This is a genomic window from Desulfovibrio faecalis (genome assembly GCF_053570625.1).
In genome coordinates this window covers 1831433-1843874 of the sequence record NZ_JBRBQR010000001.1, presented here as the reverse complement: position 1 = coordinate 1843874, position 12442 = coordinate 1831433, and the positions used below count along the sequence as shown (strand labels likewise).

Sequence of the window (12442 nt, the reverse complement as noted above, 5' to 3'; positions counted from 1 at the left end):
ACCTTTGTCAAGGCAGGCGGCACAGGCATCAAGGAGGGGAATCAGAAATCAAACAGTATTGCTACCCCCAGACAGTGCGTCCTATCTGGTAGGCGGCTGTGGCTACAGCAAAGGCCAGAGCCGTGTTGAACACAATGCTGAACGCCACCCAGCCCCAGCTGCCAGCCTCCTGTCGAATGACCACCAGGGCCACAAAGCAGGGGGAATACAGCAGCACGAAGAGCATCAGGGAAAGTGCAGTGGCCTTTGACCATGCTTCATCACCCTTGAGACGTTCCGCAAGAGGAGCGGCGTCTTCGGGATCCTGATCGCCCATGGCATAGGCAGTGCCCATGGTGGCCACAACAGCTTCCTTGGCGGCCACACCGGCCAGCAGGGCTATGTCGGTGCGCCAGTCAAAGCCCATGGGGCGCGTGGCGGGTTCCACAGCCTTGCCAAGACGGCCTGCCACGGAAAAGGCCAAGGCTTCTTCCTTAAGCTCGTTGCGCACGTTGCCGAGTTCATCTTCAATGGGGGCGCGGGCTTCGTCACCTTCAGGGATAGCCGCGATCTTTTCCTCAAGCTGGGCAATCTGGGCGTCAAAGGGGGCGGACTTGTCTTCCGGCAGACCGGGGAAGGTCATGGCGGCCCAGATCAGGATAGAAATGGCCACAAGCACGGTACCGGCCTTCTTGAGGTACATCCAGGCGCGTTCCCAGCAGTGCAGCAAAAGGCTCATGAGGGTAGGCATGCGGTACGGGGGCAGCTCCATAACAAAGGGAGTGGCCTCGCCCTTGACGATGGAAGAGCGCAGCAGGCGCGCCACCAGCAGAGCCATGACCCAACCGGTTATCATGATAAGAAACATAACCGTGGGGGCATTGTCAGGAAAGAATGCCCCGGCCAGCAGCAAAAACACGGGCAGCTTTGCGCCGCAGGTCATGTAGGGCAGCGTGAGCAGGGTTGCCAGTTTTTCCTTGGGGCTGCGCAGGGTACGGGTTGCCATGACGCCGGGGATGGCGCAACCGCCCGCAATACCGCCAGCGATAATATAGGGCATGACCGATGCGCCGTGCAGGCCGAAAAAGCGGAAGATGCGGTCCATCATGTAGGCCACGCGGGCCATGTAGCCGCTGTCTTCCATAAAGGAGATAAGCGCAAACATGATGAGAATGAGCGGCACAAAGCTGACCACGCCGCCAACACCCGCGATGATGCCGTCCACAATAAGCGACTGGGCAAAGCCCTCGGGCAGCAGCATTGTGCAGGTATCACCCAACCATTTAAAGCCGTCTTCAACCCAGCCTTTGGGGTAATCGCCCACAGTAAACGTCACCTGAAACATGAGGTAGAGCACGCCGATCATGATCAGCGGCCCAAGGAAGGCGTTGGTGAGCACCTTGTCCAGCTTGTCGGAAAGGGCCAGACGGTCCTTGCCGGCATCCTGGGTCACGATGCCGTCGCGCAGCAGGCTGCGGATAAAGCCGTAACGGTAATCTGTGATGATGGATTCAAGATTGCCGTTGAGCGTGCTGCGCACATGAGCGGCAGCCTTTTTGCGCATACCCTCAAGCTCTTCGGCCAGAGCGGCATTGGCGGCGCGAACCTCGCTCATGATTTCGCTGTCGCCTTCAAGCATCTTTAGGGCAACCCAGTGAGGCATATACTTTTGGGCCAGCAGGCCATTGTCGGCAATGTTCTTTTCCATGTCCAGCAACACGGGGTCAATATCGCTGCCGTAAGAAATACGCAGGGCATTGGCTTTGCCAGCCTGCGCCAGCTTCATGGCTACGGCCATGGCTTCATCCAGACCTTCGCCGGAGCGGGCCACCATGGGCAGCACGGGGATACCCAGCAGCTCGCCAAGGCGCTCCATATCAATATGGATGCCTGCGGCGCGGGCTTCGTCCATCATGTTGCAGCCAAGCACCACGGGAATGCCCATTTCGAGCATCTGCACGGTAAGCAGCATGTTGCGTTCAAGGGCCGAGGCGTCAACAACGTCAATGACGGCCTGCACGTTGCCAGCCGCCAGCTCTCGACGCGCCACCAGTTCTTCCATGGAATAGGCGGTCAGCGAGTACGTGCCGGGCAGGTCAACCACGGTAACGTGCTTGCCGCCCACGGTGATGTGCCCTTCTTTTCTGTCAACCGTAACACCGGGATAGTTGCCCACATGCTGGCGCGCGCCAGTGTAGCCGTTGAAAACCGTTGTTTTGCCGCAGTTGGGATTGCCAGCAAGAGCTATCCGCAGCTTTCCATCAGCGTTGAAATTGGCATCATCGGGATTATTAAACTGCCGAACCGCGCTCATGCACGAACCTCCCCCATGCTATAAACAGACTGACGCCGCGCTTGCGACATCCCAGCCATTACCGCGAACAAAAATTTGTTCATACCAGCCTACCTGCCAGCAGCCTTGCCGCCATACGGCTTGCTTTACCTGACCTTTTGTCGATCCTGCCGACGGGTCCTCTGAAAGGGCTGCTCAAAAAATTGAAATTCAATTCCAAAGTCCTGATTGATTTAGCTACCTGCTCCATAAATGTCAAGCGCTGGTCATCAATTTTACGCAACTTTGCTCAACCCAATTGAGTCTATGTCAGAACAGGAGCACCACAGTCAGCCTCCTCCACAGAGGTTCCCCTGGCCTTGCTCTCAAAAAGCAGGAGGCCGCCGACCTTGGTCAGCGGCCTCCCTTCCCGTCACCGGGTTGGCAGTTCTGCATTAGAGAACTCTCCTTCAGCAGCCTATGCGCCCTTGAGGCATTCACGCAAGGAAGACACGCCGCACGAATGAACCATCTGCAAGGGGATATTGCGCGAGCGCGCCACTTGAACGGCCTTGCGCTTGGCTTCGTGCGAAATTTTGTTGGTGAACACGATCATTGCGTCAGGGTTGCCGATTTTGTCCACAAAATTGCGCTCATTGCGCGTGATGAATTTCAGGGAATGTCCGTCCTGCTCTGCCGCTGCCATGTAATCTTTTTTCAGTCGGTCCATACCGCCTATCAGGGTTACGCACATATGATCCTCCGTCTTTTGCCGCACTGCTCGATTTTGCGCGGGTGGGGTTGCTCTGTGCCCTTCTTTTAATTGAAAACGAATTTCAAAGTCAAGAGGTCTGGATAATATTTTTGAAAATAAATTTCAATATAAATAACAAGGACGCTCTCCCCTGTGGAAAAGCGCCCTCATTTTGTGCGTAGAACAAGAAAAACGCTTCTATTCTCAGCTACTTCCAGCGGGCCAGAAATTCTGCGGCGCTGTTGCCAGCATCAATATGCTTGAGCAGGGCGCTGCCGAAAACAACGGCGTCGGGCCGAGCATCGGGCGAAAGAGCCTCAAGCTGCGAAGGCTCGCGCAGGCCAAAGCCAAGGGCCAGCGGCAGCTTGAAGGCAGACCGCGCACGCCGCATGGTCACCGCCACCTGGGGCGCAAGGTCGTTGCGCTCGCCAGTGATGCCCATGACCGAAACCACGTACACATAGCCCTCGCCCACGCTGTCATAGAGGGCCATGCGCTCGGCGCTGGTATTGGGGCCAACCAGAGGGATGAGGGCAATGCCTTCCTTTTTCAGGGCTTCACGCAACGGCCCGGCTTCTTCATAGGGCAGATCAGGCACGATAAAACCGTGCACGCCGCCGCGCGCGGCATCCCGCGCCAGCTTTTCATAGCCATATTGCAGAAAAGGATTCAGATAGCCCATGAGCACCACGCCAGCCTGAATAAGCCCCTTGCGTTCAATGAGTTCCTGCAGAATGCCACGCAGGCTTACGCCATCGCTCAGGGCGCGGCGCGAGGCTTCTTCCACCACCGGGCCATCTGCCACAGGGTCGGAAAAGGGCACGCCGATTTCGATAATATCCGCGCCGCCTTCGTCCAGTTCCATCAGCGTGGGCCAGAAGGTGGACTGATCGGGAAAGCCCGCCGTCAAAAAGGGAATCAGCGCCGGACGACCGGCTGCCTTGGCATCGCGGATTTTCTGTTCAAGAATATTCATGACTACACCTCTTCCTGGCCCTGCGCCGCAAAGCCCAGCGCCTTGTTGACAATGCCCAGATCCTTGTCGCCGCGACCAGACAGGTTCACCACCACCTGATCGCCCTTCTTGAATTCCTGCGGGTGGTCGAGCACCCAGGCGAGTGCGTGCGAAGATTCAAGCGCGGGCAGGATGCCCTCTGCGCGGCACAGGCGTTGGAAGGCGTTGAGCGCGTTGGCGTCCTTGACCATGCCGTAATGGACGCGCCCGATTTTTTGCAGCCACGAATGTTCCGGCCCCACACCGGGATAGTCCAGCCCGGCAGAAATGGAGTGCGAGGGTTCAACCTGACCGTCTTCGTTTTGCAGCAGCATGCTGTACGCGCCGTGCAGCACGCCGGGGGTGCCAAGATTCAGCGGGGCGGAATTGAAGCAGCCCGTCTCGCCCGTACCTGCCGCCTCCACGCCGATGATGCGCACGCTGGCGTCATCCACAAAGGGATGGAACATGCCTATGGCGTTGGAGCCGCCGCCCACGCAGGCCACCACGGCATCAGGCAGCCGCCCGGTTCTTTCCAGCATCTGGGCGCGGGTTTCGCGACCAATGACGCTTTGCAGCATGCGCACCAGCTTGGGGAAGGGGTGCGGTCCGGCAGCGGTGCCAAAGCAGTAGTGGGTTGTTTTCTGGCTGCCGATCCAGGCGCGCAAGGCCTCGTTGATGGCGTCCTTGAGGGTACGGGTGCCGCTTTCCACCGCATGTACGGTAGCGCCCAGCAGCTTCATGCGCATGACGTTGGGGGCCTGCCGCACAACGTCTTCCGCTCCCATATATATGGTGCATTCCATGCCCAGACGGGCGGCGGCCGCCGCCGTGGCAACGCCGTGCTGGCCCGCGCCGGTTTCCGCCACCAGGGCTGTTTTGCCCATATACTTGGCAAGCAGGGCCTGCCCAAGGGTGTTGTTGACCTTGTGCGCGCCCGTGTGGAGCAGGTCCTCGCGCTTGAGCCACAGGCCAAAACCCAGCTCGCCCGAAAGCGTGGGGCAATAGGTCAGTGGCGTTTCGCGTCCGGCATAATTGAACAGCAGGTCTTTCAGCTCTGCCTGAAACTTTTCGGTGGGATAAATGTCGCGCATGGCCGCTTCCACTTCCATAAGGGGCGGCATAAGCAGTTCGGGAACAAAGCAGCCGCCGAACTCACCAAAGTAACTGTCTTTCATAGCGAATACCCATTGCCTTTGGAGTTTGCGGCCATAAATGCAGCCGCCATTTTTTCCCTGTTTTTACACCCCGGCGCGTCTTCCACGCCGGAATTGAAATCCACCCCGGCAGGCGCGCACATGCCTACGGCCTTTGCCACATTGGCTGCGCTCAATCCCCCGGCAAGCAGCCAGGGATGCGCCGGGCGCAGGCTGGCCAGATCCGACCAATCCAGCTTGTGCCCGCTGCCGCCACCTTTCAAGCCCGCGTCAAGCAGGTAATAGGCGCAGGCTTCGGCATTGCGTTGTAAATCATTATACAACAAAGCACGGTGGGTGTAACGATCAGGCCAGAGCACCCGAATGACGCGCTCCGCGCCGATGGCGCGGGCGCATTCCACACTCTGGTGACCGTGCAGTTGTGCATAATCAAGCCGGGCTTCGTCCATGATGCGCCGGATTTCGTCCGAACCCTGATTCACAAAAACGCCCACCCGCAGCATGGAGCCACTGTCCAGGGCAGCAGCCTGCGCAACGGTCACGCCGCGCGGGCTGCGGGGGTGAAAGATAAAACCGCACATGGCAGCACCAAGGCTGGCCGCATGGTCAACATCCTCTTGCCGTGTGAGGCCGCAGAACTTGATCAGCATGTGCAATCTCCCTCAGTTTTGGCCGTGGCTCCCAGCAGGGCCGCCAAGGCCTCGCCCGGAGTGCCGCCTTCCATCAGGGCGCTACCCACAAGGGCCGCGTGATACCCCGCAGATGCCGCAGCCAGCAGATGCTCCGCGCTGCTCATGCCGCTGGCTGCAATCCACAGTTCGCCACTGGCTGGCGGGCAGGCCTGTATCAGTTGCAGGCAGGCATCGCGGTCCACCCCCAGACTTTCCAGATCACGGGCGTTGACCTGTATGATGCGCGCTCCGCTCTCACGGGCAAGGCGCAGGTCTTCCGCATCAAATATTTCCACCACAGCCTGAATGCCGTAGCCTTCCGCCTGTTCACGCAGGGCCCGCAGGGTCGCTGCGTCCGGCGTCAGCCGCACGATGAGCAGCAGGGCCGAGGCTGGCGTGGCTGCCGTGGCCCGCACCTGCAAAGGATCAAAAATAAAATCCTTACGCAGCAGGGGCGCACGCGGCCCAGTGTAGAGCGCCGGGTCGGCGGCGCGGGCCAGATATTCCAGCCGCCCGCGAAAGAAAGTTTCTTCCGTCAGCACCGACACGGCGCTGGCCCCAGCGGCGGCATACTGGCGCGCCACATCTTCCACATCCAGATTCTCGCAGATCACGCCGCGCGAGGGCGAGGCCCGCTTGTACTCCGCCACCACAGCCAGGGGGCAGCCGGGCGCGCGGAGGGTCAAGGCCGCTGCAAAATCTGGCCGCTGCCCTTCATACACCGCTGGCAGAGCGCCCTGAGCTTCCAGCGCTCGCAGGGCCTCGACCTCAGCCTCCTTGGCCTTGCGAAAGCGCTCAAGCAGCATTGAGCACCTTCCTGCCCACACCGGCGCTCACGGCCTCGCGGGCGCGGGCCATGCACAGGGCCATGTCCATCTTTTCTTCCAACAGATAGATTGCAAGCCCCACGTTGAGCACCACCATGTCCATCATGGCGCGCGGTCCATGCCCGTCGAGAATATCTTTGAGCACGGCCACGGATTCTTCCTTGCCGCTCACGGCCAGGTCTTCCACAGTGCAGGAGGCTATGCCGAATTCCTGGGGGTCAAGCATCATGGGCGTCACCTTGCCATTGTGCAGCAGGGCCATCTTGGTGGGGCCGATGGGCGTAACTTCATCGTAGTTGCCCGAACCGCAGACCACGGCGGCGCGATGCAGGGGCGACTGCATGAGGGTTTCGGCCACCAGCTCCACCAGCTCGGGCCGCGCCACGCCCATAAGCAAATGGCTGGGCCGCGCCGGGTTGATCATGGGGCCAAGAATGTTAAACAGGGTACGCACTCCCATTTCCTTGCGCACAGGGCCGATATTGGCAAAGGAAGGATGGAAGTACGGGGCAAAGATAAAGGCGAAGTTGCGCTTATTGACCATCTCCGCCACGGAGGCGGGATCTTTTTCCAGCGTGATGCCGAGGGCTTCCAGAGCATCCGCGCTGCCGCACTTGGACGAAACCGCCCGGTTGCCATGCTTGACCACCCTGTAGCCCATGCCTGCCAGCGTCAGAGAAGAGGCCGTGGAGCAGTTGAAGGAATGACGCCCGTCGCCGCCGGTGCCCACAACATCGATGGTTGTTCCCGAAATGCCGTCCACGCGCACGGCGCGGGCCAGTGCAGCGCGCGTGGCGTGGGCCAGTTCAAGGGCGCTCTCGCCCTTCATGCGCAGCCCCATGAGAAAGCCGCCCGCCTGCGCCGGGGTCATCTTGCCGTCCATGAGGGCCGCAAAACCCGCCGCCGCCATTTCGGCGGAGAGGTCTTCCCTGCGGGCCAGACGCTCCAGAATACCGGAGAAGTCGGAGGTTTCCGCGCCAGTGCCAAGGATGCTCTGCGGGAAGTTGCCCAGCAGACGCAGGCCGTCCGGCGTAAGCACGGATTCGGGGTGGAACTGCACGCCAACCCACGGGCGGTCATTGTAGCGCAGGGCCATAACTTCGCCCTCTGGAGCGCGGGCAGTGACCGTAAAACGGGGATTTTCCGCGTCTTCATCGGCGCGCACAACAAGGGAGTGATAGCGGCCCACGCGCATGGGGTTGGGCAGGCCCAAAAACATGCCAGTGCCGTCGTGCACGATTTCAGACTGTTTGCCGTGCATAATGCACGGGCCGACTTCAACCTTGGCCCCGGCATGCAAGCCCAAAAGCTGATGTCCAAGACACACGCCCAGTACGGGAATGCGCGGGCTGAGGCGTTTGAGGAACTCCGGGCACAATCCCGCATCGGCGGGATGCCCCGGCCCGGGAGAAATGCAGACCATGGAAAGTTCGGGATTCACCGCCATGTCCAGCACGGCGGGATCATCGTTGCGCAGCACCACGGGCTTGTGGCCCAAGGCATAAAAAGCCTGCACAAGATTGTAGGTAAAGGAGTCGTAATTATCGATGAGCAGAAACATATTCTTCGTCCTCCGCACGCAGGGCCAGGCGCATGATGGCTGATTTGTTGCACACTTCCTTCCATTCCAGATCGGGATCGGAGTCATGCACGATGCCTCCGCCCGCCTGCCAGAAGAGCTTGCCGTCACGCATCCACATGCTGCGGATGGTGATGCCCGTATCGAGATTCACGCTGTCCTTGTCCAGACCAAGCCAGCCGATGCAGCCCGCGTAGGGGCCGCGCGCGCGGCCTTCCACCTCGCGGATGATTTCCATGGCCCGCACCTTGGGCGCGCCCGAAACCGTACCCGCCGGGAAGGTGGCCGCCAGCACGTCCAGAGCGTCCAGCCCTTCCTCAAGCCGGGCGCTGACCCGGCTGGTGAGGTGCATGACGTGGGAGTAACGTTCAACTTCCATGTAGCGTTCCAGATTCACCGAGCCGGGCTGGGCCACGCGGCCAAGGTCGTTACGACCAAGGTCAACCAGCATGACATGCTCGGCGCGTTCCTTGGGATCGTCACGCAGTTCGGCGGCAAGGGCGGCGTCTTCAAGGTCGTCCGCACCGCGTTTGCGCGTGCCTGCAATGGGCGAAAGCTGCAAATGCCCCGCCGTGCAACGCACCATGACCTCGGGCGAAGAACCGAAAAGCGTCAGCTCGGGAAAGCGCATGTAGAACATGTAGGGCGAAGCGTTGAACCGGCGCATGCGGCGGTACAGTTCAAAGGGGTTGCCCTCAAAAGGTGTGGAAAACCGCACGGAAGGCACCACCTGAATGGCCTCGCCCTGACGCAGCATCTCCTTGATGCGGCGTACGTAATCCTTGTAACCTTCCTCGCCGGGTTCGGCGCAGACATTGTCGGGATTGATGCGCACTGCCCCGGCCTGCCCTGTGGCGCGGGCCTCCAGCGATTCGCGCGAGCTTTGCAGTGCGCGGTGTTCGCCCAGGCTCACCTGACAGAGCCGGTTATACAGATGGTCGAACACAAGCACGGTTGACGGCAGCATGAGCAGGCAGTCGGCCTCGTTCTGCGGCATGACCGGGGCCAGTTTGGGATTGAACAGACCCGCCATGCCAAAACCAAGATACCCGTAAAGAGCGCGGGTAATAGGCGGCAGGTTTGTGATGTTGACCGGGCCTTCAATGGTCAGCGCAGCCATGAGCGCCCGCAGACCGTCCACAAAGGGTTTGCCCTCAAAGCGCGCCAGGGGCGTTAAGCTGTCGTTGCGGATGTCCAGCGCAAGCTTGCCATCGCAGCAGGAGATGAACAAAGCCGCATCGCAGGCCAGAATGCTGTAACGGCCCCAGCGACCATCCACCTCGGCGCTTTCAAGCAAGATGCCGTTACCGGCACCGACCATGCCCATGAACAGGCTGATGGGCGTGTCCATATCCGCTGGCAACCAGCGGGCGGTTTGTTGCAGCGTCAGCATATGCTGCGCATCACCGTTATCTTTCATCTGGCGCATCCTTTGGGTTTTTGTGCCTGAAAAACAAAAAACGCCGCCTCCCTTGGGGAGACGGCGTCTACTTACGACAATGCCAACGTACCGGAACTATTAAGCCCGCACGTCTCCCCCACGCAGTTGGATGCGCCACCACCAGCCTTTAAAGCTGTTAGAAATGGTGTTGGAGAAAACGTTCATATAAATGCCTAGTTCCTTATGTTTCAAGTTACTCTACGCATACAGCCGCAGGCTGTCAACAAGACAGAGCGGTTTTTCAGTAAATTTCCGTTACAGCATCAGCTATGGCAAGCGGGAGGGCGCGCCCGGAGCGGCTTTGCCCTCCCCTGCCGTACAGGCCTACTTGCCGAACAAAATTTCCTGATAATTGGGCAGCGCCCACAGGTCGTCAGCCACGCGCACTTCAAGCATGTCCGCGTAGCGGCGCACTTCAAGCATGCGGGGCAGCACATACTCGCGGTAGCTGAGGGCGGCTTCAAAGCCATAGCCCAGGCTGTCCGCCTTGGCCAGCACTTCTTCAAGCTGGCCGCAGGCATCCTGCATGAGGCGCAGATTCGAAGTGATTTCGGCCAGGGTCACAGTTTTGGGATCCTTGCCGATGGCGCGCATGTTGGCCGCCGCTGCCGCCAGTTCACCCTGATAGCGCATGCCCGCAGGGTAAATGATGGTATTGGCCATGCGGATAACCAGATTGGCCTCGGTACGCACGGTCTTGCAGTACTGCTCAAGGTAGATTTCCTGCCGTGCCTTGAGCTCGGCCTTGTTGAGTACGCCAGCCTTTTCATACAGGCTGACTACTTCCGGCTTGGTCAGTTCGGCCAGAGCCTCGGGGGTGGTGCGCAGGTTGGGCAGGCCACGGCGCTCGGCTTCCTTGTGCCACACTTCGGAGTAGCCGTCGCCGTTGAAAATAACGGCGCTGTGCTCGTCGATGACATGGCTGATAAAGGATTCCAGAGCCTGATTGAAGGTCTTGCCCTGGGCCAGTTCCTTTTCAAGCCAGTCGGCTGCAAAGCCCAGCGAATCAGCCATCATGGTGTTGAGCGCGGTGATGGAACCCGCCGCAGACTGGCTGGAGCCAAGCGCGCGGAACTCGAACCTGTTGCCGGTAAAGGCCACGGGGCTTGTGCGGTTGCGGTCGCCGGGATCGGCGGGCAGCGGCGGCAGCGTATCCACGCCCAGATTAAGGGCGCGGCCCGTGCGGCCACCGGCGGCGTTTTCAACGCGTCCGGCGCGGAAGGCTTCAAACACTTCCGTCAGCTGATCGCCGAGGAAGATGGACATGATGGCTGGCGGGGCCTCGTTGGCGCCCAGACGGTGGTCGTTGCTGGCGCTGGCGACGGTTGCGCGCAGCAGACCGCCAAACTTGTGCACGGCGCGGATCATGGCGGCGCAGAACACCAGGAACTTGGCGTTGGCATGCGGGGTTTCGCCGGGATCAAACAGGGTACCCAGCTCCGCATTGCCGATGGAATAGTTCAGGTGTTTGCCCGAGCCGTTCACGCCCGCAAAGGGCTTTTCGTGCAGCAGGCACTTGAGGCCGTAGCGCTTTGCCACGTTGCGCAGCTTGGCCATGATGATGTGGTTGTGGTCAACCGCGAGGTTGCTCACCTCAAAGAGGGGCGCGATTTCATACTGGCTGGGGGCCACTTCGTTATGGCGGGTGCGCACGGGCACGCCCAGCTTGTAGAGTTCGCGCTCCACTTCCATCATGTACGAAAGCACACGCTGGGGGATAACGCCAAAGTACTGGTCGCTGAATTCCTGCCCCTTGGCCGGACGAGCGCCAAACAGGGAACGTCCGGCGATCTGGAGGTCGGGGCGGGCAAAATTGAAGTTGTGGTCAATGCAGAAATATTCCTGCTCAAGCCCGGCGTAGGAAACAATGGGCAACGGAGTATCTTCGCCAAAGAGCGCCAGCACGCGGTGCGCCTCGCGGTTCAGGGCCTGGCCGGAACGCAGCATGGGCGTTTTTTTGTCCAGGGCAACACCCGTCCAAGAAAGGAACATGGTGGGGATGCACAGGAAGGTGCCGTTGGGATTCTCCATGATGTAGGCGGGGCTGGTCACATCCCATGCGGTATAGCCGCGCGCTTCAAAGGTGGAGCGCAGGCCGCCGGAAGGGAAGGACGAAGCGTCAGGTTCACCGCGAATAAGCATGGAGCCGGAAAATTCGGCGATCACGCCGCCAGAGCCGTCAGGCATCAGGAAGCTGTCGTGTTTTTCGGCAGTCTGCCCGGTGAGGGGATAAAAAATGTGGGTAAAATGGGTGGCACCCTTTTCAATGGCCCAGTCTTTCATGACTGCGGCAACGGTATCGGCGATGGCGGGGTCCATGCGTTCGCCGAATTCAATGGTTTTGCGCAGCGCCTTGTACACGCTCTTGGGCAGGCGTTCACGCATGATGCGGTCATTGAACACGTTGCACCCGAAAATATCGGTGGGTTTGGTGTCCACGAAATTCAGGGGGGCCGCTTCGGGTTTGTAGGTAGTGATGGCCTCAATGGCGCTTTGTCTGGCGGATTTGCTGCTCATGGACGAACCTCGCGTTCAGGGCTGACGCAGTGTTGGGGGTGCCGATATTCCCGCGTATGGCGGTTGGATTTATGCCGCTGCATGCAAACCGCAAAACGCCCGCGCCCGTGCTGCCCTGGCGCACGCGGACAAGGGGGGCTGGTGCAGAGGCTCGCGGACGCCGTGCAGACGCCCGCACCAAAGCCATTATCTCCGGGCCTGACCGTGAGGGGCCAGGCCCGGAACAGTATACACTAACGGAACGCGCTCTG

The 12442-nt window shown here is 60.2% G+C and carries 9 protein-coding genes; all 9 read right to left on the bottom strand.

The window, feature by feature from the left end:
• Window positions 1–61: 61 nt before the first annotated feature.
• The 9 genes from feoB to ACUZ79_RS08200 all read right to left on the bottom strand — a co-directional run bounded on the left by feoB (window position 62) and on the right by ACUZ79_RS08200 (window position 12191).
• On the bottom strand, window positions 62–2293 hold the full coding sequence (gene feoB / locus ACUZ79_RS08240) for a ferrous iron transport protein B (protein ID WP_449251287.1): 2232 nt from the start codon (window positions 2291–2293) through the stop codon (window positions 62–64).
• Window positions 2294–2729: 436 nt separating this feature from the next.
• The gene (locus tag ACUZ79_RS08235; RefSeq protein WP_022659208.1) at window positions 2730–3005 is read right to left on the bottom strand and encodes a DUF2325 domain-containing protein; all 276 of its coding nucleotides are present in this window, start codon (window positions 3003–3005) and stop codon (window positions 2730–2732) included.
• Between the two features lie 208 nt (window positions 3006–3213).
• Window positions 3214–3981, bottom strand: a complete 768-nt coding sequence (gene trpA / locus ACUZ79_RS08230) for a tryptophan synthase subunit alpha (protein ID WP_240826055.1) — start codon at window positions 3979–3981, stop codon at window positions 3214–3216.
• A 2-nt stretch (window positions 3982–3983) separates the two neighbouring features.
• On the bottom strand, window positions 3984–5177 hold the full coding sequence (trpB, locus tag ACUZ79_RS08225; protein ID WP_240826056.1) for a tryptophan synthase subunit beta: 1194 nt from the start codon (window positions 5175–5177) through the stop codon (window positions 3984–3986).
• Complete coding sequence (locus tag ACUZ79_RS08220; RefSeq protein ID WP_449251286.1) at window positions 5174–5806, bottom strand: phosphoribosylanthranilate isomerase; 633 nt, start codon at window positions 5804–5806, stop codon at window positions 5174–5176. Before ACUZ79_RS08220 ends, trpB begins: the two co-directional genes overlap by 4 nt.
• The gene (locus ACUZ79_RS08215; RefSeq protein WP_449251285.1) at window positions 5800–6633 is read right to left on the bottom strand and encodes an indole-3-glycerol-phosphate synthase; all 834 of its coding nucleotides are present in this window, start codon (window positions 6631–6633) and stop codon (window positions 5800–5802) included. Before ACUZ79_RS08215 ends, ACUZ79_RS08220 begins: the two co-directional genes overlap by 7 nt.
• The gene (gene trpD, locus ACUZ79_RS08210; RefSeq protein ID WP_449251284.1) at window positions 6623–8215 is read right to left on the bottom strand and encodes an anthranilate phosphoribosyltransferase; all 1593 of its coding nucleotides are present in this window, start codon (window positions 8213–8215) and stop codon (window positions 6623–6625) included. The genes ACUZ79_RS08215 and trpD overlap by 11 nt, the downstream gene beginning before the upstream one ends.
• A complete protein-coding gene (locus ACUZ79_RS08205; protein ID WP_449251283.1) occupies window positions 8196–9653 on the bottom strand; it encodes an anthranilate synthase component I family protein in 1458 nt (485 codons plus the stop codon). Before ACUZ79_RS08205 ends, trpD begins: the two co-directional genes overlap by 20 nt.
• Before the next feature lie 345 nt (window positions 9654–9998).
• Window positions 9999–12191: a glutamine synthetase III family protein gene (locus ACUZ79_RS08200; RefSeq protein ID WP_240826063.1), complete on the bottom strand. Its 2193-nt coding sequence runs from the start codon at window positions 12189–12191 to the stop codon at window positions 9999–10001.
• Between the last annotated feature and the right edge of the window lie 251 nt (window positions 12192–12442).